Annotated in this window: 20 protein-coding genes; 10 read left to right on the top strand and 10 right to left on the bottom strand. The window is 62.3% G+C overall.

All coding sequences use genetic code 11. The annotated features are described in order from the left end of the window. The first annotated feature begins 80 nt into the window (after nt 1-80). Complete coding sequence (locus tag DRB19_RS13275) at nt 81-845, top strand: alpha/beta hydrolase (protein WP_114186506.1); 765 nt, start codon at nt 81-83, stop codon at nt 843-845. A gap of 49 nt (nt 846-894) precedes the next feature. On the opposite strand, the gene DRB19_RS13270 is transcribed toward DRB19_RS13275, so the two are convergent. The 3 genes from DRB19_RS13270 to argH form a co-directional block, all read right to left on the bottom strand. After that, entirely contained in the window at nt 895-1,149 is a 255-nt protein-coding gene (locus DRB19_RS13270; protein WP_114186505.1) for a BQ00720 family protein, read from the bottom strand. A 23-nt stretch (nt 1,150-1,172) separates the two neighbouring features. Further along, entirely contained in the window at nt 1,173-1,607 is a 435-nt protein-coding gene (locus DRB19_RS13265; RefSeq protein WP_114186504.1) for an Hsp20 family protein, read from the bottom strand. A 161-nt stretch (nt 1,608-1,768) separates the two neighbouring features. Beyond that, nucleotides 1,769-3,169 (bottom strand): argininosuccinate lyase, encoded by a 1,401-nt coding sequence (argH, locus tag DRB19_RS13260; protein ID WP_373867352.1) that lies wholly within the window; start codon nt 3,167-3,169, stop codon nt 1,769-1,771. A 199-nt stretch (nt 3,170-3,368) separates the two neighbouring features. On the opposite strand from argH, the gene DRB19_RS13255 reads away from it, so the two are divergent. From DRB19_RS13255 to DRB19_RS13230, 6 genes are read left to right on the top strand one after another with little or no spacing between them, the layout of a single operon-like run. Next, the gene (locus DRB19_RS13255; protein ID WP_114186503.1) at nt 3,369-4,964 is read left to right on the top strand and encodes an ABC transporter substrate-binding protein; all 1,596 of its coding nucleotides are present in this window, start codon (nt 3,369-3,371) and stop codon (nt 4,962-4,964) included. A 23-nt stretch (nt 4,965-4,987) separates the two neighbouring features. Then, nucleotides 4,988-6,028 carry an ABC transporter permease gene (locus tag DRB19_RS13250; RefSeq protein WP_114186502.1) on the top strand — a complete coding sequence of 347 codons (1,041 nt, stop codon included), beginning with the start codon at nt 4,988-4,990 and terminating at the stop codon, nt 6,026-6,028. Next, entirely contained in the window at nt 6,028-6,960 is a 933-nt protein-coding gene (locus DRB19_RS13245) for an ABC transporter permease (RefSeq protein ID WP_114186501.1), read from the top strand. The genes DRB19_RS13250 and DRB19_RS13245 overlap by 1 nt, the downstream gene beginning before the upstream one ends. After that, on the top strand, nt 6,957-7,793 hold the full coding sequence (locus DRB19_RS13240; RefSeq protein ID WP_114186500.1) for an ABC transporter ATP-binding protein: 837 nt from the start codon (nt 6,957-6,959) through the stop codon (nt 7,791-7,793). The genes DRB19_RS13245 and DRB19_RS13240 overlap by 4 nt, the downstream gene beginning before the upstream one ends. Before the next feature lie 8 nt (nt 7,794-7,801). Continuing rightward, nucleotides 7,802-8,581 carry an ABC transporter ATP-binding protein gene (locus tag DRB19_RS13235; protein WP_114186499.1) on the top strand — a complete coding sequence of 260 codons (780 nt, stop codon included), beginning with the start codon at nt 7,802-7,804 and terminating at the stop codon, nt 8,579-8,581. 35 nt (nt 8,582-8,616) lie between these two features. Continuing rightward, on the top strand, nt 8,617-9,690 hold the full coding sequence (locus DRB19_RS13230; protein WP_114186498.1) for a dipeptidase: 1,074 nt from the start codon (nt 8,617-8,619) through the stop codon (nt 9,688-9,690). Between the two features lie 11 nt (nt 9,691-9,701). Here the strand turns inward: DRB19_RS13230 and DRB19_RS13225 are convergent, their stop codons facing one another. The 4 genes from DRB19_RS13225 to DRB19_RS13210 form a co-directional block, all read right to left on the bottom strand. After that, a complete protein-coding gene (locus DRB19_RS13225) occupies nt 9,702-10,541 on the bottom strand; it encodes an ABC transporter permease (RefSeq protein ID WP_114186497.1) in 840 nt (279 codons plus the stop codon). Nucleotides 10,542-10,544: 3 nt separating this feature from the next. Further along, complete coding sequence (locus tag DRB19_RS13220) at nt 10,545-11,408, bottom strand: ABC transporter permease (protein ID WP_114186496.1); 864 nt, start codon at nt 11,406-11,408, stop codon at nt 10,545-10,547. Beyond that, nucleotides 11,405-12,490, bottom strand: a complete 1,086-nt coding sequence (locus DRB19_RS13215) for an ABC transporter ATP-binding protein (protein WP_114186495.1) — start codon at nt 12,488-12,490, stop codon at nt 11,405-11,407. Before DRB19_RS13215 ends, DRB19_RS13220 begins: the two co-directional genes overlap by 4 nt. Nucleotides 12,491-12,555: 65 nt before the next feature. Next, nucleotides 12,556-13,629: an extracellular solute-binding protein gene (locus DRB19_RS13210; RefSeq protein ID WP_114186494.1), complete on the bottom strand. Its 1,074-nt coding sequence runs from the start codon at nt 13,627-13,629 to the stop codon at nt 12,556-12,558. A gap of 341 nt (nt 13,630-13,970) precedes the next feature. Between DRB19_RS13210 and pip the strand changes: the two genes are divergently transcribed. After that, a complete protein-coding gene (gene pip, locus DRB19_RS13205) occupies nt 13,971-14,915 on the top strand; it encodes a prolyl aminopeptidase (protein ID WP_114186519.1) in 945 nt (314 codons plus the stop codon). Between the two features lie 17 nt (nt 14,916-14,932). Here the strand turns inward: pip and DRB19_RS13200 are convergent, their stop codons facing one another. Continuing rightward, nucleotides 14,933-15,718: a 3-hydroxybutyrate dehydrogenase gene (locus DRB19_RS13200; RefSeq protein WP_114186493.1), complete on the bottom strand. Its 786-nt coding sequence runs from the start codon at nt 15,716-15,718 to the stop codon at nt 14,933-14,935. A 222-nt stretch (nt 15,719-15,940) separates the two neighbouring features. Between DRB19_RS13200 and pxpB the strand changes: the two genes are divergently transcribed. After that, a complete protein-coding gene (gene pxpB, locus DRB19_RS13195) occupies nt 15,941-16,675 on the top strand; it encodes a 5-oxoprolinase subunit PxpB (RefSeq protein ID WP_114186492.1) in 735 nt (244 codons plus the stop codon). Further along, on the top strand, nt 16,672-17,706 hold the full coding sequence (locus tag DRB19_RS13190; RefSeq protein ID WP_114186491.1) for a 5-oxoprolinase subunit C family protein: 1,035 nt from the start codon (nt 16,672-16,674) through the stop codon (nt 17,704-17,706). The genes pxpB and DRB19_RS13190 overlap by 4 nt, the downstream gene beginning before the upstream one ends. A 78-nt stretch (nt 17,707-17,784) precedes the next feature. On the opposite strand, the gene DRB19_RS13185 is transcribed toward DRB19_RS13190, so the two are convergent. Both DRB19_RS13185 and DRB19_RS13180 read right to left on the bottom strand, forming a co-directional pair. Next, nucleotides 17,785-19,752, bottom strand: coding sequence for a PhoX family protein (locus tag DRB19_RS13185; RefSeq protein ID WP_114186490.1), 1,968 nt, complete (start codon nt 19,750-19,752; stop codon nt 17,785-17,787). Nucleotides 19,753-19,878: 126 nt separating this feature from the next. Further along, complete coding sequence (locus DRB19_RS13180; protein ID WP_114186489.1) at nt 19,879-22,080, bottom strand: malate synthase G; 2,202 nt, start codon at nt 22,078-22,080, stop codon at nt 19,879-19,881. Nucleotides 22,081-22,158 lie beyond the last annotated feature (78 nt).

Raw genomic sequence — 22,158 nt, 5'->3', positions numbered from 1 at the left:
GAAAAACTCACAGAATCAAGAGCCTTTTTGGTCGAATCATGCGCAAAGCGTTGCGTTAAAGCAGTTGAGGATGAGTTACCATGCCGCAAAGTCATAGTGTGGGCCAGGGGCCTGATGCGCGTCACATTGCTGTTCTGTCACGGGACGGCAAGGGCCCGCCAGTGGTCTGGCTCGGCGGCTTCAAGTCCGACATGCGCTCCACCAAGGCGGCCGTGATCGACGAATGGGCGGAGCGAACCGGGCGGGCTTTCCTGCGCTTCGACTATAGCGGTCACGGGGAGTCGGAAGGCGCCTTCGAGGCAGGAACGATTTCCCGCTGGCTCGAGGAGACCGTCAGCGTCATGGAAGGCTTTGTCACGAGCCGCCCTATCCTGGTCGGCTCATCCATGGGAGGCTGGATTTCCCTTCTGGCGGCGCGGCGCCTGACGGAAACCCGCCCTGATCTGGCTCCGGCCGGCATTATCCTGATTGCCCCTGCGGTGGACATGACCGAGCGGCTGATGTGGGACCGCTTCCCGGAGGAGATCAGGAAAACCGTGGAGGAAACCGGTGTTTATCACCGACCATCCGCCTATTCGCCGGAAGAGCCCTACCCTATCACCAAGAAACTGATCGAAGACGGGCGCAGCCACCTGCTTTTTGGCCGGCCCGTTCAGACAGGCTGCCCCGTCCATATTCTTCAGGGGATGGAAGATCCGGATGTACCTTGGAGCCATGCGCTCCAACTCGTTGAGCATCTGCCGGGGGACAGCGTGTCCCTGACGCTCATCAAGGATGGGGACCACCGCCTCTCCCGCCCGGAGGATCTTGAGCGATTGATCCAGGCAATCGAGGCGATTGCTTGAGAGAAGGCGGATCCCAAAAGTGGTGGTCACCGCTTTTGGGATCCGGACTTTAATGCAGGCTCACCGTCTCGAGGTCGTGGGCCCAGGCATTCGCCACCGCCGCGTCGCGGGTGTCGGTCAGGACGATCGGCTCGCCGCTGGCGGACAGGAGAGCGAAAAGCTGCAATCCCGGCTGGATCTTCGGAGCCTGGGGGAAGAGTCTTGCGACATCGTCCGAGCGCAGGGGCTTCACGTAGGCCATCTGGCCCTCGCCCAAAGCCGCGAGTTCCGTCGGGTTGAGGGGAAAATCGTTATTGTGGTTCATGGTCCTCTCCTTTGCGGATGTCGTCACGCCTTGTCCGGAGCCACGATGTCGATCTTGCGGACGATCCGCTCCGGCTCCGGACGAGCCAGATCGATCGACAGAAGTCCGTTGGACAGATCAGCCCCCAGAACCTCCATGCCATCGACGAGGAGGAATGCGCGCTGAAACTGGCGAGCGGCGATGCCGCGATGCAGAAAGTGCCTTGTCTTGTCGTCGGTTTGCCGACCCCGGATGACGAGCTGGTTTTCTTCCAGGGTCACCTCCAGCTGATCCCGGGTGAAGCCCGCAACAGCTAGGGTGATCCGAAGACGCTCGGGAGCATGCTCGGTGCGGGCCAGACGCTCGATATTATATGGAGGATATCCATCCCCGGCGGCCTTTGCGACCCGGTCGAGCGCCTGCTCGATCTCGTCGAAGCCTAACAGAAACGGATGCCCGAAGGGCGACTGACGCGACATATTCGAAGCCCAAGGTTAGAGGCACTTCGGTTGGTTTTGAGCCCGCTCATGCGGCACTCAAGCGACCATGACAGGTACGCTAAAGGCAATATGGAGACGGCTCGGCCGCCTATCAAGACCTCGGCCAAGCGGCCCCAGCGCTTATGGAAAACGAATGGTTGTCAGACCCGCTCCCGCCACCAGGCGATCTGCTCGGCAACCCGCACGGGCGAGGTGCCGCCAAAACTCATCCGCGAACGAACCGAGTTCTCCACCCCCAGGACCTCATAGATGCCCTGGTGGATGCGAGGCTCGACCGCCTGCATCACCTCAAGGGGCAAATCTTCGAGCGTCGTGCCACGCTTCTCCGCTTCGGAGACGATGCGCCCCGTCACGTGGTGCGCATCCCGGAACGGGATGTTGAGGCTGCGCACGAGCCAGTCGGCGAGATCGGTCGCCGTGGAGAAACCAGCGCCAGCGACGGCCGCCATGCGGTCCGGCACGGGCTCCAGGTCCTGGATCATGCCCGTCATGGCCGCGAGCACGATCTCGATCGTGTCGGCGGCGTCGAAGAGCTGCTCCTTGTCCTCCTGCATGTCCTTGGAATAGGTCAGCGGAAGGCCTTTCATCATGGTCAGGACCGCGACGAGCGAGCCGACGATGCGCCCAGTCTTGCCGCGCACCAGCTCCGCCGCATCCGGATTGCGCTTCTGCGGCATCATGCTCGAACCGGTGGTCCAGCGATCGGGCAGGCGCACGAAACCGAAAGGAGCTGACATCCAGATGATGATCTCCTCCGCCAGCCGCGACAGGTGCATGGCGCAGATCGATGCCGCAGACAGGAACTCCAGGATGCTGTCGCGATCCGACACGGAGTCGAGGGAATTGCGGGTCGGGCCATCAAAGCCCAGCGCCTTCGCGGTCATGTGCCGGTCGATCGGAAAGGAGGTTCCGGCGAGCGCGCCTGCGCCGAGCGGGCTCTCGTTCAGACGCTTGCGGGAATCCCGGATGCGGCTGCGGTCACGCGCGAACATCTCCACATAGGCCATCAGATGATGACCGAAGGTGACCGGCTGGGCGCTCTGGAGATGGGTGAAGCCCGGCATGACGGTGGCCGCATGGGGCTCGGCCTTGTCGAGGAGCGCCTTCAGAAGGCTCGTCAGCTGCTCGTCGGTGCGGTCATGGGCATCGCGCACCCAGAGGCGGACATCAACCGCCACCTGATCGTTGCGGCTGCGGGCCGTGTGCAGGCGCGCCGCCGGATCGCCAGTGATCTCGCGCAGGCGGCTTTCCACATTCATATGGATGTCTTCCAACGTCGTCGAGAAGGTGAACCCGCCGCCCTCGATCTCGCCCAGCACCCGTTGGAGGCCGGCGTGGATCGCATCCCGGTCGCTTTCGGCGATGATGCCCTGCTTCGCCAGCATGGCGCTGTGTGCGATGGAGCCTTGGATGTCCTGCGACGCCAATCGCTTGTCGAACCCGATCGAGGCATTGATGGCCTCCATGAGCGCGCTCGGGGACGAGGAGAACCTCCCTCCCCACATGGTATTGGCAGCGGGTTTCTTGGCTTCTTCGGACACGTTGTTTCATCCAGGATTGAGACCCATGAGCCTTTGCCACAGGAAGACCCGGAGGCCAAGCGGGATTGGCGCTGCCCGCCCGTTGGGCACCGTGCGAATTGTTTGCCAGTTTAAAACCAGTTGATAGACTCGACAGGTCGGTTTTGATCTGCCTTCATACCGGCGCAAGGCGCAGATAGCGCCGCAAGGGAACTGGCCAATGAAGCAACTTCCGAAATTCCTCCTGTCCGCCGCCATGGTCGCCACCATGGCAACATCGTTCTCGGCCGTCGAGGCGGCAACGCCGCCGGACACCCTGGTCCAGGCCTGGCAGATCGATGACATCATCTCGCTCGATCCGGCCGAGATCTTCGAGTTCACGACCTCCGAGATCGCCGGCAACACCTATGAGCGCCTGATCAACTACGACTACAAGGACGTGTCTAAGATCTACGGCGAGGTCGCCGAGTCCTGGTCCGTGTCTCCCGACGGCAAGACGTTCACGTTCAAGATCCGCCAAGGCAAGAAGTTCGCCTCCGGCAACCCGATCACCGCCGAGGACGTGGCGTTCTCGCTGCAGCGCGCGGTCCTTCTCGACAAGTCACCGGCCTTTATCATCGGCCAGTTCGGCCTGACGAAGGATAACGTCAAGGACAAGATCAAGCAGACGGGACCTTTCGAACTCACCATGGAGCTCGACAAGGCCTATGCGCCGACCTTCGTTCTCTACTGCCTGACCTCGACCGTCGCATCGGTGGTCGACAAGAAGCTGGTGTTGCAGAACGAGAAGGAGGGCGATCTGGGCTATGCCTGGCTCAAGACCAAGTATGCCGGCTCCGGCCCGTTCTCGATCCGCGACTGGAAGGCGAACGAGGTCGTGGTGCTTGAGCGCAACCCGAACTATGACAAGAAGGCTCCTCTCGCCCGCGTGATCTACCGTCACATCAAGGAAACGGCGACACAGCGTCTCCTGCTCGAAAAGGGCGACGTTGACATCGCCCGCAACCTGAACCCTGAAGAGCTGGCAGCCGTTTCGAAGAGCGCGGACATCAAGATCGATTCCGGCCCGAAAGGCGGCGTCTGGTATCTGGGCTTGAACCAGAAGAACCCGACCCTCGCTAAGCCCGAAGTTCGCAAGGCCCTGAAGTATCTTGTCGACTACTCCGCCATTGCCGACACGATCATGAAGAGCAAGGGCGAGGTGCACCAAGCCTTCCTGCCCAAGGGCTTCCTGGGCGCCGTCAACGACAACCCCTACAAGCTTGATGTCGCTAAGGCCAAGGAGCTGCTGGAGAAGGCCGGCTTGAAGGACGGTTTCACGGTTACGATGGATACCCGTTCGACCGCTGACACCACCGGTATGGCTCAGGCGATCCAGCAAACCTTCGCACAGGCTGGCGTGAAGCTCGAAATCATCCCGGGTGACGGCAAGCAGACCCTGACCAAGTATCGCGAACGCCGGCACGACATCTATATCGGACGCTGGGGCGCGGACTATCAGGATCCGAACACCAATGCGGACACATTTGCGGCCAACGACGACAACTCGGACAATGCCAAGGCCAAGCCCCTCTCCTGGCGCAATGCCTGGGATCCGGGCCCGCTCACGGCAAAGACCCGCGCCGCCGTTCTCGAGAAGGATGCCGAGAAGCGCGCCGAGATGTACAAGGAACTGCAGCAGGCAGTTCTCGATGATGGGCCCTACGTGATCATGCTTCAGGAGATCGAAGTCATGGCGTCCCGCAAGAATGTTGAAGGTGTCGTCATCGGCCCATCCTTCGACACCAACAGCGTGGCTCAGGCAAAGAAGAACTGATCTGATCGATGGCTTCAGCAGCGATGCAGCGGGGCGGAGGGCATGAAGCTCTCCGCTTCTTCCTTAAAAGGATAGCGCAGTTCCTCATCGTCCTCGCGACGACGCTCCTGGGGCTGGTCGCTGTCACCTTCTTCATCGGCCGCATTGTGCCGATCGATCCGGTCATCGCCATCGTGGGCGATCGGGCTCCGCCTCATGTGTATGAACGCGTCCGTCAGGAACTCGGCCTCGACCTGCCGATGATCCAGCAGTTCTGGATCTACCTGAAGAAAGCCGTGACAGGCGATTTCGGCAACTCGGTTCTGACCACCAATCCGGTGATGACCGACATCGCCAATGTTTTTCCTGCGACTCTCGAACTGGCGACCCTCGGCACGGTTATCGGCACTCTCGTCGGGATCCCGCTCGGCGTCCTGGCGGCTGTGAAGCGCGGCACCTTCATCGATCAGCTCGTGCGGCTGCTCGGCCTCGTCGGCTATTCCATCCCGATCTTCTGGCTTGGCCTCATGGCGCTGCTGTTGTTTTACGCCAAGCTCGGCTGGGTGGCAGGGCCTGGTCGGATCGACGTGACCTACTCGTATCTCTACACCCCCGTCACCGGAATCGTTCTTTTCGACACAGCCATGCAGGGGCAGTGGGACGCATTCTGGGATGCAGTCTCCCACATCATCCTGCCCACCTGTCTTCTCGGGTATTTCTCGCTTGCCTACATCAGCCGCATGACCCGCTCGTTCATGCTCAATGAACTGGCTCAGGAATATGTCATTGCGGCGCGTGTGAAGGGCCTGTCGGAAATGCGCGTGATCTGGCGTCATGCCTTGCGCAATGCGGCCGTGCCGCTGGTCACCGTGATCGCCCTCTCCTACGCCAACCTTTTGGAAGGCTCGGTGCTTACAGAGACCGTCTTTGCCTGGCCTGGACTTGGCCAGTACATCACCAATTCCCTGCAGAATGCGGATATGAATGCGGTGCTCGGCGGCACGCTCGTCATCGGCGCCGTCTTCGTGCTTCTCAATCTGGTGTCCGATTTGCTTTATCGCCTGCTCGACCCGAGGACACGTTGATGGCCGGCGCACCGTCTCTCTCTCAACCTTCCGGCTGGCGTGCTTGGCTGCTCTCGCCGGAGCCCGGCTCCCGCTGGCAGGCGCGCCTCGGCCGCTTCTATCTGGGCTGGCGCTCCTTCACCAGGAACCCGCTTGCCGTGATGGGGCTCGGCGTCGTGGTGCTGTTGATCCTCGTCGCCATCTTCGCGGATTTCATCGCGCCCTATTCGCCGGTCATCGGAGGGGACCTTCGCACCCAGCGTCTCCTCCCCCCGAGCGAAACCTATTGGTTCGGTACCGACGATCAGGCGCGCGACATCTTTTCACGCGTGATCTACGGCTCGCGCATCACCCTTTGGGTCATTGTGCTCGTGGCCTTGATCGCAACCCCCATCGGCCTGCTCGTCGGCACCGTGGCAGGCTATCTCGGCGGTTGGGTCGACACCGTCCTCATGCGGATCACCGATATCTTCCTGGCCTTCCCGCGCCTGATCCTGGCGCTCGCCTTCGTGGCGGCTCTTGGTCCAGGCATCGAGAACGCCGTCATCGCCATCGCGATTACATCCTGGCCACCTTACGCTCGTATTGCCCGTGCCGAGACGCTGACGATCCGCAACAGCGATTTCATCGCGGCCGTGAAGCTCCAGGGCGCTTCCACGCCGCGGATCATCCTGGGGCATGTGGTGCCCCTGTGCCTCTCATCGCTCATCGTGCGCGTGACCCTCGATATGGCGGGCATCATCCTCACGGCGGCCGGCCTGGGCTTCCTGGGGCTGGGCGCGCAGCCGCCCATGCCGGAATGGGGCGCGATGGTCGCCACAGGCCGCAACTACCTCATCGATCAATGGTGGGTCGCCGCCATGCCGGGCCTTGCCATCTTCGTGGTGAGTCTAGGTTTCAATCTGCTCGGCGACGGCCTGCGCGACGTGCTCGATCCGAAGGCTGCGAAATGACGAAGCCGCTTCTCGAAGTCGAGGACCTGCGGGTCCGCTTTCATCTGCGCACCGGCACCGTGGAAGCCGTGCGGGGCGTATCCTTTCAGCTCGGCCGCGAGCGGCTTGGCATCGTAGGCGAGTCCGGCTCCGGCAAATCGCAGACCGGCCGTGCGATCCTGGGCCTCACTCCGCCGCCGGGCGAGGTCCTGGCCAAACGTCTGACCTTCGACGGCATCGATCTTCTTACCGCGTCGAAGCGCACGCTCCGCACTTTGCGCGGTGGGCGCATCAGCATGGTAATGCAGGACCCGAAATACTCGCTGAACCCCGTCATGACGATCGGCGAGCAGATCATCGAAGCGTACCAAGCTCATGTGAAGGCAAGCCGCGCCGAGGCCCACGACAGGGCGCTCGCCATGCTGGAAGCCGTGAAGATGCGCGACCCCGGCCGTGTTTTTGCGCTCTATCCGCACGAGGTTTCGGGCGGTATGGGCCAGCGCGCCATGATCGCCATGATGCTTGTCACCGAGCCTGATCTCTTGATTGCCGACGAGCCGACTTCGGCCCTCGACGTGACGGTCTCGATGGAGATCCTGCGCATCCTTGACGAGTTCGTCTCCGAGCGCGGGATGGGCCTGATCTTCATCTCGCACGATCTGAAGCTGGTCTCCTCATTCTGCAACCGGGTGCTCGTCATGTATGCGGGCCGGGTGGTGGAAGAACTCGAGGCGAAGCATCTGCGGGAGGCCAAGCATCCCTATACGCAAGGGCTGATGCGCTGTCTGCCGACCCTCGCCGACGATGTGCACCCGCTCCCTACCCTGAACCGCGATCCAAGCTGGGCATTGTGACAGATCCGATGCTGGATATTCAGAATCTTCAAGTCATCTTCGGAACGGGCCGTCTTCAGGTCCAGGCGGTCAAGAACGCCAGCTTTCATGTGGAGGCGGGCGAATCCTACGGGCTTGTGGGCGAGTCCGGCTCCGGAAAATCGACTGTCCTGCGCGCCATCTGCGGCCTTGCGCCGATTTCCGGCGGACATGTCCGGGTTGACGGCAAGGAGGTCACGACGCCACGCGGCAAGGCCTTCTACCGCACGATCCAAATGGTCTTCCAGGATCCTTACGCCTCGCTCCACCCGCGCCACACCGTCGACCGAACCCTCTCCGAGCCCCTCGCCATCCATGGCGTGAAGGATGCCGAGACCCGCATCCTCCAGGCCTTGCGCGAGGTTGGCCTTGGCCCTTCGTTCCGGTTTCGCTACCCGCACCAGCTCTCGGGCGGACAGCGCCAGCGCATCGCCATCGCCCGAGCACTCATCCTGCGCCCGAAGGTGTTGCTCCTCGACGAGCCGACCTCGGCGCTCGATGCCTCCGTACAGGCTGAAGTGCTGAACCTCCTCGAGGATCTGCGCCACAAGATGGGGCTCACTTACATTCTCGTAAGCCACGATCTCGCGGTGGTGGCGCATCTGTGCCAACGGCTTCTCGTGATGCGCAATGGGGAGAGCATCGAGGAGACCACGTCTGCCGCCCTACGCTCGGGCCAAGCCTCGAACAGCTACACTCAGTCCCTCATCGAGGCGAGCCAGGGATTTTCGAGAGACGCCCCTCAACCTGCTTCGTCCCTGGCCACATAGCCACCACTTCAGTTTTCAACCTCTTCGTGAGTCTCATGTCCCGCTCCAGCCTGATGCCGGTCTTCGATGGTCATAACGACGTTCTTCTTCGCCTGATCCGGGGAAAGACCCAACCCGAACGCGATTTTCTCAAAGGCGACAATATCGGTCATCTCGACTGGCCGCGCATGAAGCAGGGCGGCTTCGTAGGCGGTTTCTTTGCCGTTTACGTGCCATCCGAGAGCACGAGCGGCGGAGTCGATGTGGATGCCCTGATGGCGAGACCGCAATACGACGTGCCGCTCCCGCCTCAGCTGGAACTCGGCGCCAGCCAGCGCATCACCCTGCATATGACATCGCTGCTCCTGCGGATCGAGCGCGCCTCCCAGGGTGAGGTGAAGATCTGCCGCACGGCCGGCGACATTCGCACCTGCATCGATTCAGGCAAGCTCGCGGCCATCCTGCATATCGAAGGCGCGGAAGGGATCGATCCGGACCTGCACATCCTCGACGTGCTCTACGAAAGCGGGCTGCGGTCCATCGGGCCGGTTTGGAGTCGTCCCAACATTTTCGGCCATGGCGTGCCGTTTCGCTATCCATCGTCACCCGATACCGGGCCCGGTTTGACGGAGCGCGGCAAGGATCTCGTCAGGGCCTGCAACCGTCTCAAGATCATGGTTGATCTGTCGCACCTGAACGAGAAGGGTTTTTGGGACGTGGCGCAGCTCACGGACGCACCCCTCGTGGCAACCCACTCCAACGCTCACGCCATCTGCCCGCACTCGCGCAACCTCACCGACAAGCAGCTTGCGGCCATTCGCGAGAGCCGCGGCATGGTGGGGGTCAATTTCGCGACGTCCTTTATCCGCCCCGACGGGATGCGCAACGACAACACGCCGCTTGAAGAGATGATCCGCCACATGGATTACTTGATCGAGCATGTGGGCGTCGATGGCGTAGGCCTGGGCTCCGATTTCGATGGCGCAACGATCCCGGCCGAGATCGGCGACGTGCGCGGCCTGCCGCGGCTGGTCGACGCCATGCGCCGGCACGGTTATGACGAGGCCATCCTGCGCAAGCTCTGCTACGAGAACTGGGTTAACGCGCTGGAGCGGACCTGGGGGCGGTAAACTCCCAGGCTTCAGACTTCGGCCTTCGAGGTCAATGCAAACAGGCTCGCGATCCCGCCCACCGCCAACATCAGGAACAAGCTCACGGCGTTGATGGCGGGCGTCGCGCCTTCGCGCATCTGACCATACATGGTGATCGGCAGCGGCGCGTCGGAGCCTACGAGCATCAAGGTCGTGTTGAAGTTCTCGAACGACATGAGAAGCGCCACGAGCCCTGCTCCAATCAAAGCTGGCTTCAGGAACGGCAGCGTCACCGTCCGCAGCACCCGGGCGCGGCTCGCGCCGAGATCGAGCGCAGCCTCTTCCAACGAGCGGTCGAACTTGCGCAGGCGCGCGGCGATGATCAGCGTCGATATGGTGAGGATAAACGACAGCTGCCCCAGAACCACGAGGGAAAGACCCGGCCGCAGGAAATCGAGATCCCTCTGAAGCCACTCCTCGAGCCCGTTGGCCACGCGGGAGAAGAACGCCAGGATCGAAATGCCGAGCACGACGCCCGGAATGACGAGGGGCCAGAGCATCATCATGGCCAGCAGGGTCTTCCCGCGAAACTCGGCGCGCTCCAGCACCCAGGCATTCACCGTGCCGATGAGAACCGCGAGCAGCGCCACCGGCACCGCCACCTTCAAGCTGTTGCCGATGCTAGTGAGCCAAATCGGATCCATCAGCACGCCGGGCTTGCCAAAGACGGCTCCGGTGCCTGTGAACCATTCGAGCGTGAAGCCGCGCCAGGGTGGTGAAGGGAACGGGCTCGCATTGAAGGCGAAGATCGCCACGACTAGGAGCGGCGCGAACAGGAAGACATAGAACGCCGCGATGTAAAGCTTCCAGAGAAGGGACGGACGGTTCATGGCTCAAGCCTGCCTCAGGGTCGTGCCCAGGCTCTGACGGGTCAGGCGCAGGCCCGCCCAGACGATGATGGACGACAGCAACAGCAACAGCATGCCGAAGGCGGCTCCCTGCGGCCAGTTGAAGCGCGTGATGAACTGCGCGTAGATCTGCTCGGTGAACCACAGGCCGTTCTTGCCTCCCAGCAGAACCGGGGTCGCGAAGTTGCCCACCGTCAGCATGAAGACGATGATGGAGCCCGCGACGATGCCCGGCATTGCGTGCGGGATGACGATGCGGCGCAGGACCGTCCAGCGGCTTCCGCCAAGATCGAAGCCAGCTTCCACGACGGACGGCTCCAGGCTCTCCAGTGCATTGGCCAGGGGCACGATCATGAAAAGAAGCCCGCCATAGACGAGCCCGAGGATGACCGCCCCATCGTTGTAGAGAAGCTCCACCGGCTGGTCGGCGAGACCCATGGCGCGCAGCAGGTAGGAAACCACTCCGGTTTCGCGCAGCAGCATCATCCAGCCCAATGTGCGCACCAGCTCCGACACCCAGAACGGCAGCAGGCACAACAGCAGAAGCATGGCCTTCGTGCGCCCCTGCGCCACCCGGGCGATGTACAGCGCGATCGGAAAAGCCAGCACGAGGGTTATCGCCGTGACGAAGATCGACATGATCGCCGTGCGGGCAAAGGTGCGCCAATAGAGGGGTTCGGTGAAGAATTCTAGATAGTTCCCGGCCCCGTAAGCATAAACCCGCGGCGCCACCCTCTCGCTGAACGACAGGATCAGGATTTCCACGTGCGGCAGGACGATGAGCAGACCCAGCCAGAGAATGGCCGGAGCGAGGAGCAGATAGAGAGTGAGGCGCTGCGCCGATTTCATGCGGCAAAGACCTTCATGGCGTCGGCCGCCCACCCCAGATGAACCGGCGCGCCGACCTCGATCCCAGCCAGCGGCCCCGCCTGCGGCAGCACCGCCCGGATGGGCTCTTCGAATCCGGGAGTTGTGATGAGCAGGCTGGAATTCGCGCCATCGAACAATACAGCGGAGACACGGCCCTCGAAACGGTTCGGAAGTCCGCCCAGACCAACCTCGCCCTGCGCCAGGGCAATGGCTTCCGGGCGCACGAAGGCAAGCGCGGTCGGCTGTGAGGCAGTTCCTCGCCCTTGAAGGACTGCCCCGGAAGGCAGCCGCACGGAAGTTGTCCCGGCGGTTTCCCCGACGGTCTCACCCTGCCAGCGGTTTGTTTCGCCCACGAAGCTCGCCACGAAGGGTGTTGTCGGATTGTGATAGAGCTCGCGCGGGCTTCCCACCTGCTCGAATCGGCCTTGGTTCATGACGGCGATCCTGTCCGACATGACGAGCGCCTCGGACTGGTCGTGGGTGATGTACGCGAAGGTGGTGTTGAAGGTGCCCTGAAGTTGCTTGAGCTCGATCTTCATGTGCTCCCGCAGCTTGAGGTCGAGCGCGCCGAGGGGCTCATCGAGAAGAACGAGGGTTGGCTCGAGGACCAGGCACCGGGCGATGGCGACACGCTGGCGCTGGCCGCCGGAAAGCGCCGTGACCCGACGCTCGCCGAAACCTTTGAGCCCAACGCGCTCCAGCACGCGGTTGGCGCGCTCCTCGGCGTCTGCCCGGTTCACGCCGCGGCAGGTCAAGCCATAAGCGACGTTCTCACCCACGCTCATCATGGGAAAGAGCGCAAGGCTCTGGAACACCATGTTGACCGGGCGGCGGTTGGCCGGAACTCCGATCATCGACTTGCCCCGAATTCGGATGTCGCCCGAACTGGGATGCTCGAAGCCGGCGATCATGCGCATCAAGGTGGTCTTGCCGCAGCCGGAGGGTCCGAGGATCGAGAAGAACTCTCCGGGGGCTACGCTAAAAGTCACGTCGTCCACCGCCGCATGCGAGCCGAAGCGCTTGGTGACGTTGACGATATCGAGATCGGTGGAAGGTGCCATGGACGCTGTACACAAAAGGTCATCCCCCGGGCGAGCCGGGGGATGATGATCGATCGAGGGATGGATTAAGAGCCTGCTTTCAGGCGGTCGAGAATCTTGCCCTCGATTTCCTCGATGCCCGCCGGCACGGCCGGGTACCACTTGATGTTGTCGATGGCGGCTTTCGGGAAGCTTTCGGCGAACTGATCCTTCAGCTTGCCCTGCATCAGTTTGTCAGCCCCATTGGAGGCCGTGAAGTTGCCGGCTGCGGCTGCCACCTTCGCGGCGATCTCGGGCCGCATGTTGAAGTTGATCCACTTGTAGGCGGCGTCGTCATTGCGGCCCTTGGCGGGAATCGCGAACGTGTCGACCCAGCCCAGCGCACCGGACTTCGGAGCCACGAACTTGATCTCGGGGTTCTCGGAGTTGAGCTTCCAGCCGCCCGTGTCCCACGCCATCGCGGCCACGATCTCACCGGAGCGCAGGGAGTTGAGAAGTTGCTCCTTACCGTCCCAGAAGTACTTCACGTTCTTTTTGCACTCGGCCAGCTTGGCGCCCACCTTCTCCATCATGGCCGTATAAGCCTTCGGGTCGTTGTAGGACGCGAAGGGATCCATGCCGTTTGCGAACGCGAAGGCGATCAGGGTTGGGCGCTTGGCGCGGAAGCTTGCCTTGCCGGAAATCGCAGCGCTGCAGAGATCGTTATAATCGGCAACGTTGGGAGCCGTCTTGGTGTTCACAATCAGGCCGTCTGTGCCCCAGATGTGGGGAACGCCGTAAACCTTGCCGTCAAGGGTGGTGTTCTTCTTGGTTGCTTCGAGCATCGAAGCGATGAACAGATCCGACTTCAGCTTCGAGACATCCAGCGGCTTGTAAATACCGAATTCCTGCTGAGGGCCGGCGATCCGGTCCTGGCTGGGCTGGACGAGGTCGAAGCCCGCCCCTTGCGTGGCGCGCAGCTTGGAGATCATCTCCTCGTTGTTCGAGAGCGTGATCTCGACCTCGATGCCCGTTTCCTTCGTGAATTGCTGGACGATATCGGCCGGAGCGTAATCCGCCCAGGTCAGGAGCCGCAGCTTCTCGGCGGCGCTGGCCGTGCCGGCCACCATGAGAGCGGCGAAAGCCGTAGCCAGCTTCAAGCCGGCGCGTTTGGTCAACATCTTCATCCTCCGTTGTGGTCCGGGTTCGGCCCGTGTTCCCCAGTTGCAAAACTATATGACACTCACACGACGCGCCACTGATTTTAAGGAAGTTATCCTGCACTTCCGCGCGCCTAGCCCATAGGCGGCAATCGACGCCTGAGCCCTCATCCCGAGGAGGTGCGCAGCACTATCACCAAGCACGGTTCGGTTACCCCCATATGATTCTGCAAGACGCCGCGCTCCTCAGGATAAGGCTGAGAGGGGAGCCAGCCTCGCGTGACACTGACCGAAGAATGATATGGCTGACAGCGGCTTGGGCCCCGGCTATCAACCGGCATTCATTCCTGGAGCTTTTTGCCATGCGCACCTTCTATCCCGAGATCGAACCTTACGACCATGGCATGCTCGACGTTGGCGATGGGCACCGGGTTTACTGGGAGCTCTGCGGCAATCCCAGCGGCAAGCCTGTGGTCTTTCTTCATGGGGGACCGGGCGGTGGCTGCTCGCCATCTCAACGCCGCCTTTTCGATCGGGAGAAATACCGCATCCTCCTCTTCGATCAGCGCGGCTGCGGCCGCTCGACGCCTCACGCAAGCTTGGACGCCAATACGACTTGGCATCTCGTGGCCGACATCGAGCGTCTTCGCGAAATGCTGGAGGTCGAGAAATGGATGGTGTTCGGTGGCTCCTGGGGCAGCACCCTGGCGCTTGCCTATGCGGAAACCCATCCGGAGCACGTCAGCGAACTGGTGCTGCGCGGTATCTTCGCGTTACGTCGCGCGGAGTTGCACTGGTATTATCAGGAAGGGGCCTCCTGGCTGTTTCCGGAAAAGTGGGAACGCTTTCTCGCGCCCATCCCGGTGGAGGAGCGCGGCGATCTGATGGCTGCCTACCATAAACGCCTGATCCATGAGGATCCGGCCGTGCAGCAGGAGGCGGCTCGCGCCTGGAGCCTTTGGGAGGGCGAAACCATCACCCTTTTGCCCAACCAGGAGTTCACGGATCAATTCGGTGAGGATCACTACGCCCTCGCCTTCGCAAGGATCGAAAACCACTATTTCGTCAACGAGGGCTTCTTCGAAGAAGGTCAGCTCATTCGGGATGTCCACCGCCTGCGGAACATCCCTGGGGTCATCGTGCAGGGTCGCTACGATGTGGCGACGCCCCCGCGAACCGCATGGGACCTGCACAAAGCCTGGCCCGAGGCAGAATTCATCATGGTGCCGGATGCGGGCCACGCCTTCACGGAGCCCGGCATCACTCATCATCTCATTGAGGCGACGGATCGTTTCGCGAAGGCGTGAGACCCTTGCGAAGACCGTTACTTGGCGGTCCAGCCACCATCCATCGACAGGTTGGCGCCGGTGATCTGGCTCGCGGCATCCGACGAGAGGAAAACGGCGAGTGCCGCCACCTGGTCGACCGTCACGAACTGCTTGGTCGGCTGCGCCTCCAGCATCACGTCGTTGATGACCTGTTCCTTGGTCAACCCACGGGCCTTCATGGTATCGGGGATCTGCTTCTCCACCAGCGGGGTCCACACATAACCGGGGCTGATGCAGTTGACCGTGATGCCATGGGTTGCCAACTCAAGCGCCACCGTCTTCGTCAGACCGGTGATTCCATGTTTCGCGGCCACGTATGCGGCCTTGTAGGGCGACGCCACAAGGGAATGGGCGGAGGCCGTGTTGATGATGCGTCCCCATTTCCGCGCTTTCATGCCCGGCACCGCTGCCCGGATGGAGTGGAAGGCGGAGTTCAGGTTGATGGCGATGATCTGGTCCCACTTCTCGACCGGAAAATCCTCGATCGGCGAAACGAACTGAATGCCCGCGTTGTTGACCAGGATATCGACGCTGCCGAAGGTCGTCTCGCCGAGGCGAACCATTTCCTCGATCTGATCCGGCTTGGTCATGTCGGCCGGGGAATACACGGCCTTGACGCCGAACTCACTCTCGATGCCGGCGCGCGCCTTCTCGATCTCGTCCGGCGCTCCCAGACCGTTGATGACGATGGATGCGCCCTCCTTGGCAAAGGCGCGGGCGATGGCAAGGCCGATTCCGCTCGTTGATCCCGTGACGACGGCGGTCTTAGACTTCAAGTTCATAGGCAGCTCCGGGTACGCCCCAAATTCAGGCATTGTTCGTGATGGCATAACATGGGGCGGGCGTGAGAGTTAAGTCCAGCTCCAGCGCGCGGCAAAGATTGACGGGCAGGTCCCTCCCCGTGCATGCCTTTTGCACAAGCTTTGGGCGCACACCTTCATTGAGCCCCTGCGGTTGTAGGATTATCCTCGATGTGAGATGGGCTTGTCGCCTGGTTCCAGCACATGAGCGGGTGCATCGTGCAGACACCGAGAATCCTTCCCTGCGGCGATGGCGCGCTTTCGGTCGATTTCGGAAACGTCATCGACCCGGACGTGAACGGCAGGGTGCTGGCGCTGGACGACGCTCTGCGTCTTCGTGCGCCGGCAGGACTTCTGGAAACGGTGCCGACCTATCGGTCGCTCATGATCCAGTTCGATCCGACACTGACCGACTATGACGCTCTCGAAAGGCTTCTGACGGACGAGGCGCAGAATGTCGCGCCGCAGAGCACCCTGGGCAAGCGCTGGCGTGTGCCGGTCGTCTATGGCGGCCCCTTCGGGATCGATCTTGAGGATGTGGCGCAACGGCATGGCCTCTCGGCCCATCAGGTGATCGATCTCCATGCGCAGGCGGTCTACCGGGTTTACATGATCGGCTTCCTGCCGGGTTTTGCGTATCTGGGCGGCCTCGATCCGCGCCTCGCTACGCCGCGGCGGACGAAGCCGCGCGCAAAAATTCCCGCAAGCTCCATCATCATCGGTGGTCAGCAGGCTGGCGTAGCCTCCATCGAATGCCCCAGCGGTTGGCATATCCTGGGGCGTACCCCGGTCCGGAGCTACGATCCTGGTCGCGATCCCACCTTCCTGTTGGCCGCAGGCGACGAGGTGGTGTTTCAGCCGATCGATGCCTCGCGCTGGGACGAGCTGGAGCGCGCCGCTGAGGCTGGCGAACCGGTGGCCGAGCAGGTGAGCCCATGACGGAACTCGTGGTGAAAGCCTGCGGGCCGATGACCAGCCTGCAGGATCGGGGACGTTCGGGCTATCAGCGTTTCGGTGTGTCCCCATCGGGCGCGATGGATATGCGATCCTTGGCGATGGCGAATGTCCTGGTGGGCAATGCTCCCGGCGTGGCCGCGATCGAGTTCGTGAATCTCGGCGGCTCATTCACATGCGCAGGCGGCGATCTTCGCATTGCGCTCGTGGGAGCAGGCTGCGCTTTGAGTATTGATGGCACGCCCGTTCCCCCTCGGACGTCGGCGATCCTTAAGGAGGGTCAGACGGCGCAGGTCGGGCATACCCGGACGGGGACGTTTGCGTATCTCGCCGTCGCAGGAGGATTCGCCATCAAGCCCCAGCTCGGCAGCCTGTCGTTTCATCTTCGATCACGCCTCGGCGGACTGAACGGCGCCGCCCTTCAGGCTGATGACCGGCTGCCCTGCATCATTCAAGCGCAAGATGGCGCGCCGGTGCATTTGCCGGTCAACGAAGACGACCGGGACAGCCCGGTCCGCGTCATGCTCGGGCCGCAGGACGACTACTTTACGCCTGATGCCATCCGTACGTTTCTGGACAGCGAGTTCACGGTCACCCCGCAGGCCGACCGTATGGGCTTCCAGCTTTCCGGCCCGGCGATCGAGCACGCAAAAGGCTTCAACATCGTGTCCGACGGGATAGCAACCGGACACATCCAAATCCCTGGCAACGGTCAACCCATCGTTCTCATGCGCGACCGGCAGACGGCTGGAGGCTACCCGAAAATCGCCACGGTGATCAGCGCCGATCTCGATCGCTTTGCTCAAGTGCGGCCGGGCTCTGCGGTGCGTTTCAGCGCCGTGCGGCGAGACGAAGCCGTTGCGGCCGCTCGCGCGCTCAAGGAGCAGATCGCCTCACTTCCCGACGCCTTGGTGCCCGTGCGTTTCAGCCTGACGACGGAACATCTGCTGAGCACCAACCTGATCGGCGGCGCGGTGAACGCGCTGGCGCCAAAGATGTCCGATCTCGCGCCGTAAAAGCTGATCTATACTCACCGGCGCGAAATAGAAAAAGGGCGGCCCGTTGGCCGCCCTCGTTCGTAACGGAACGACGGATTATGCGATCTTGCCGCCGCCGTTTTTCGTCACCACGAGCACCGACGGACGCGGGGGCATGCCGTCCTTGAAGTCCGGCCAGCGGGTGATGGGATTGTCGAAGCTTGCGGGCGAACCCTCGTCCGCTTCTCCAGGATGCTGAACGGCCAAGAAGAGCGACTCGTCGTTCGGCGTGAAGAACGGGCCACACATCTCGGCGCCGATCGGGACGCGGAAGAAGTGCCGCGAGGTGCCGCGCATCTCGCCTTCGGTCTCAAGCGCCCAGAGGCCGTCCGCCCGGCCTGTCGCCTTCGCGCTGTTGCCGTCGGTGGAAATCCAGAGACGGCCCTGACTATCAACGGCGCAATTATCCGGCATGCCGAACCAGCCGTTCTTCGTCGTTTCCGACGAGAAGGTCGCACCCACGGACGCCACCGAAGGGTCGCCGCACTTCACCAGCACTTCCCAGGTGAACGCCGTGGCCGTGTGGTCGCCGCCTTCCGGCATCATTTCCACGATGTGCCCGAAGGCGTTGTTGGCGCGCGGATTCGCGGGATCGACCTGCTCATCCTTGCGGCGCGTGTTGTTCGTCAACATCACATAGACACGGTTCGTGGCCGGGTTAGCCTCGATATCCTCCGGGCGGTCCATCTTGGTGGCGCCGAGAAGGTCGGCGGCCCGCCGGGTCTCGATCAGAACATCGGCCTGGCTCCTGAACCCGTTGGCTTCCGTGAGCGGCCCTTGGCCATGCACCAGGGGCAGCCAGGTTCCTTTTCCGTCGGCGTCGTACTTGGCCACGTAGAGGGTGCCCTCGTCGAGAAGACCCAGATTGGCCGCGCGGTTCGCCGGGTCGACCTTTCCGGCCGTGACGAACTTGTAGACATAGTCGAAGCGCTCGTCGTCGCCGAGATAGATCACATACCGGCCATCTTGGTTGGTGATGCCGGCCGCGCCCTCATGCTTCGTACGCCCAAGCGCCGTGCGCTTCCTTGGGACGAAGGTGGGATCGAACGGATCGATCTCGACCACCCACCCGAAGCGATTAGGCTCGTTCGGCTCCTTGGCAAGGTCGAAGCGGTCATGGAACTTGCCCCAGGCATAAGCCGGAGAGCCGAGACCATAGCGCTTGTAGTTGCGGGCCTCCGCGTGATTGTCCGCGAGCTTGCCTTGGAAGTAGCCGTTGAAGTTCTCCTCGCAGCTGAGCCAGGTGCCCCAGGGCGTCACGCCGCCAGCGCAGTTGTTGATCATGCCCAGCACCTTTCGGCCGGCCGGGTCGGCAACAGTTTTCATTCGGTCATGTCCGGCGGCCGGGCCGGTGATGTCCATCGGAGTATCGGCCGTGATGCGGCGATTGTATTTGGAATTCTTCACGACCTCCCATCGACCGTTCCGGCGCTGGATCTCCACGACGGCGCCGCCATGGGCGGCAATTTCGATATCGACCAGTTCCCTGGTCATACCGGAGAAATTGACGTCCTTGATGTCCTGGACGCCGACGCCCGGGAACATCAGTTCCTCATTGGTGTATTCATGGTTCACGACGAGCAGGCCGTGATCGCTGGATCCATCGATCGGGACGTAGCCGACAAAGTCGCTGTTGTATCCGAACTGCCGGCGCTGCTTATCCGCGCTTTGCGAAGCAGGATCGAATTCGGGCGCATCGGGAAAGATCGGATCGCCCCAGCGCAGGAGCACCTGAGCGTCATACCCTTCGGCGACATGGTGGGTGTGATCGACACCGGCCTCGATTTCCTTGAAGTCGAAGGATGGCGCCAAGCCTTTCTTGGCCGGCTGTTCGTTGGCCGCCAGCGCACGGTTTCCGACCGTCGCCGAAATTGCCGCGACGGCCAGGGCCCCGCGAAGGAGATCGCGCCGGTTGAACCGCGTCGCGATGACTTCGCCCATGGTGAGATTTTCCGTCGGGTTGCACCCGACATCGCCCGAATCTTCCAGATCGCTCGCGCGAAGACGGGTCGTTGTGTCGTTCATGTTCCGCCTCTCCATCCTTGGCGGTCAGCGGTTTAGAACGGTTCTATGTAAGCTGAATGACAGTGCTGCCGTTATGTGGCCGCCTTCGCTTCGGCGGCCACACGTCTTGATGTTCGATGCCGACGCCTATGCGGTCTTGACGCCGCTCTCCTCGATCTGGTCCGGCGCACCCGCAGCCTTCGCCTCGCGACGGCGTTCATGCAGGATCCATTCGGTGTAGCCATTCGGTTGCTCGCGGCCCTTGAAGATCAGATCGCAAGCGGCATGGAAAGCCGGACCGTCGAAGCCGGGCGCCATCGGGCTGTAGAGCGGATCGCCCGCATTCTGCCGGTCCACCACTTGCGCCATGCGACGCAGGGTCTCCATCACCTGATCCTCGGTCACGATGCGGTGGCGCAGCCAATTGGCGAGGTGCTGGCTGGAGATGCGCAAGGTCGCGCGGTCCTCCATGAGTCCGACATCATGAATGTCCGGCACCTTGGAGCAGCCGACGCCCTGATCGACCCAGCGCACCACATAACCCAGGATGCCCTGGCAGTTATTGTCGAGTTCCTGCTGCACCGCATCGGGCGCCCAATTCGACTGGGATACGGGGATGGTCAGGATATCCGAGATCTTCGCAGCAGATCGCTGCTTCAGTTCGCCCTGGCGCGCCTGCACGTCGACCTGATGGTAGTGGAGCGCATGCAGGGTTGCGGCCGTCGGCGACGGCACCCAGGCCGTGTTGGCGCCTGATTGCGGATGGCCGATTTTCTGCGACAGCATATCGGCCATCTTGTCGGGTGCGGCCCACATGCCCTTGCCGATCTGCGCGTGGCCCGGCAGGCCGCAAGCAAGCCCGACATCCACGTTGTTGTCCTCGTAGGCCTTGATCCAGGGGGTCGCCTTCATGTCGTTCTTGCGAACCATGGGGCCGGCTTCCATCGAGGTGTGGATTTCATCGCCCGTGCGGTCGAGGAAGCCCGTATTGATGAAGAAGATGCGCTCGGCCGCCGCCTGAATGCAGGCTTTCAGGTTGATGGTGGTGCGACGCTCCTCGTCCATGATGCCCATCTTGAGGGTGTTGCGGGCCAATCCCAACATGGCCTCGACGGCCCCGAAAAGATCATTGGCGAACGCAACCTCGTCAGGCCCGTGCATCTTGGGCTTTACGATGTAGACCGAGCCGGTGCGGCTGTTTCGCGCCCCGCTCGCACCGCGCAGGTCGTGGATGGCGATGAGCGACGTGATGGCGGCGTCGAGAATGGTCTCGGGGATCTCCCGCCCCGTCTCGCCGAGCACCGCGTCGGTGAACATGTGGTGCCCGACGTTGCGCACGAGCATGAGGCTGCGTCCGTGGAGGCAAAGCTCGCCGCCGGTCAGCGCCGTGTAAACGCGGTCCGGGTTGAGGCGGCGCTCGACTGTCTTTCCGCCCTTCTCGAAGCGCTCCGACAGATCGCCCTTCATGAGCCCGAGCCAGTTGCGGTAGACCACCACCTTGTCGTCCGCATCGACGGCCGCGACGCTGTCCTCCAGGTCCATGATCGTGGACAGCGCCGACTCGATCACGAGATCTGCAACGCCGGCTGGATCGTCTGCTCCAATGGGGCTTGCACGATCGATCTTGATTTCCACGTGAAGGCCATTGTGGCGCAAAAGCAGGGCGGATGGATTGGACACATCGCCCCGATAACCGACGAACTGCGCGGGATCGGCCAGCCCCGTCTGCTGCCCACTCTCTAAACGGACCAGCAGGGCGCCGGCTTCGATCACGTAAGCAACGGAATCCTTGTGGCTGCCCTGGGCCAGGGGAGCAGCCTGATCCAGGAACTCGCGGGCGCGCGCAACCACCTTCTGGCCACGCGCCTTGTTGTATCCGCCGCTGCGCGCGGCGTTCTCGTCTTCCGGAATTGCGTCAGTGCCATACAGGGCGTCGTAGAGACTGCCCCAGCGAGCATTGGCGGCATTCAGGGCATAGCGCGCGTTGGAGATTGGCACCACGAGCTGCGGTCCCGCCATCCTGGCGATCTCGTCATCGACGTTCTGCGTTGCGACCGCGAAATTCTCCGGCTCCGGCCGAAGGTAGCCGATCTCGCGCAGGAAGCTCTCGTAACCCGCGCGGTCGAACGCCTTGCTTCCTTGCGAACGATGATACTCGTCGATCTTGTTCTGAAGCTGATCGCGGTGCTGCAGCAGCTCCCGGTTGCGCGGCGCGAATTCCCGCACCAGGGAGGCGAAGCCTGTCCAGAATGCGTCAGACGAGACGCCTGTTCCGTCCAGGGCCTCCCGTTGAATAAAGTCATGAAGAACCGGTGCAATCTGGAGGCCGCTCGTCTGGACGCGTTTCATCGTTCCCGCTTTCGTGGATCAGTCTTGATCGTACCATAGGGCCGGCGGGCGAAAATTGAAGACGAATTCCCTTTCCGC

Origin of the sequence: Microvirga aerophila, assembly GCF_003332305.1 — a bacterium.
Classification (GTDB): Bacteria; Pseudomonadota; Alphaproteobacteria; order Rhizobiales; family Beijerinckiaceae; genus Microvirga; species Microvirga aerophila.
Note: the sequence above shows the minus strand (reverse complement) of the source record. Positions and strands in the feature narration are given on the sequence as shown.

Excerpts from the sequence above, each read along its gene's own strand:
- DRB19_RS13185 (WP_114186490.1), bottom strand. The coding sequence starts at position 19,752 with ATGAACGACACAACGACCCGTCTTCGCGCGAGCGATCTGGAAGATTCG.
- DRB19_RS13265 (WP_114186504.1), bottom strand. The coding sequence starts at position 1,607 with ATGTCGCGTCAGTCGCCCTTCGGGCATCCGTTTCTGTTAGGCTTCGAC.
- DRB19_RS13220 (WP_114186496.1), bottom strand. The coding sequence starts at position 11,408 with ATGAAATCGGCGCAGCGCCTCACTCTCTATCTGCTCCTCGCTCCGGCC.
- DRB19_RS13200 (WP_114186493.1), bottom strand. The coding sequence starts at position 15,718 with ATGAACTTGAAGTCTAAGACCGCCGTCGTCACGGGATCAACGAGCGGA.
- DRB19_RS13230 (WP_114186498.1), top strand. The coding sequence starts at position 8,617 with ATGTCCCGCTCCAGCCTGATGCCGGTCTTCGATGGTCATAACGACGTT.
- DRB19_RS13240 (WP_114186500.1), top strand. The coding sequence starts at position 6,957 with ATGACGAAGCCGCTTCTCGAAGTCGAGGACCTGCGGGTCCGCTTTCAT.
- DRB19_RS13225 (WP_114186497.1), bottom strand. The coding sequence starts at position 10,541 with ATGAACCGTCCGTCCCTTCTCTGGAAGCTTTACATCGCGGCGTTCTAT.
- DRB19_RS13180 (WP_114186489.1), bottom strand. The coding sequence starts at position 22,080 with ATGAAACGCGTCCAGACGAGCGGCCTCCAGATTGCACCGGTTCTTCAT.
- DRB19_RS13215 (WP_114186495.1), bottom strand. The coding sequence starts at position 12,490 with ATGGCACCTTCCACCGATCTCGATATCGTCAACGTCACCAAGCGCTTC.
- pxpB (WP_114186492.1), top strand. The coding sequence starts at position 15,941 with ATGAGCGGGTGCATCGTGCAGACACCGAGAATCCTTCCCTGCGGCGAT.
- DRB19_RS13210 (WP_114186494.1), bottom strand. The coding sequence starts at position 13,629 with ATGTTGACCAAACGCGCCGGCTTGAAGCTGGCTACGGCTTTCGCCGCT.
- DRB19_RS13235 (WP_114186499.1), top strand. The coding sequence starts at position 7,802 with ATGCTGGATATTCAGAATCTTCAAGTCATCTTCGGAACGGGCCGTCTT.
- DRB19_RS13270 (WP_114186505.1), bottom strand. The coding sequence starts at position 1,149 with ATGAACCACAATAACGATTTTCCCCTCAACCCGACGGAACTCGCGGCT.
- DRB19_RS13190 (WP_114186491.1), top strand. The coding sequence starts at position 16,672 with ATGACGGAACTCGTGGTGAAAGCCTGCGGGCCGATGACCAGCCTGCAG.
- DRB19_RS13275 (WP_114186506.1), top strand. The coding sequence starts at position 81 with ATGCCGCAAAGTCATAGTGTGGGCCAGGGGCCTGATGCGCGTCACATT.
- DRB19_RS13245 (WP_114186501.1), top strand. The coding sequence starts at position 6,028 with ATGGCCGGCGCACCGTCTCTCTCTCAACCTTCCGGCTGGCGTGCTTGG.
- DRB19_RS13255 (WP_114186503.1), top strand. The coding sequence starts at position 3,369 with ATGAAGCAACTTCCGAAATTCCTCCTGTCCGCCGCCATGGTCGCCACC.
- DRB19_RS13250 (WP_114186502.1), top strand. The coding sequence starts at position 4,988 with ATGCAGCGGGGCGGAGGGCATGAAGCTCTCCGCTTCTTCCTTAAAAGG.
- pip (WP_114186519.1), top strand. The coding sequence starts at position 13,971 with ATGCGCACCTTCTATCCCGAGATCGAACCTTACGACCATGGCATGCTC.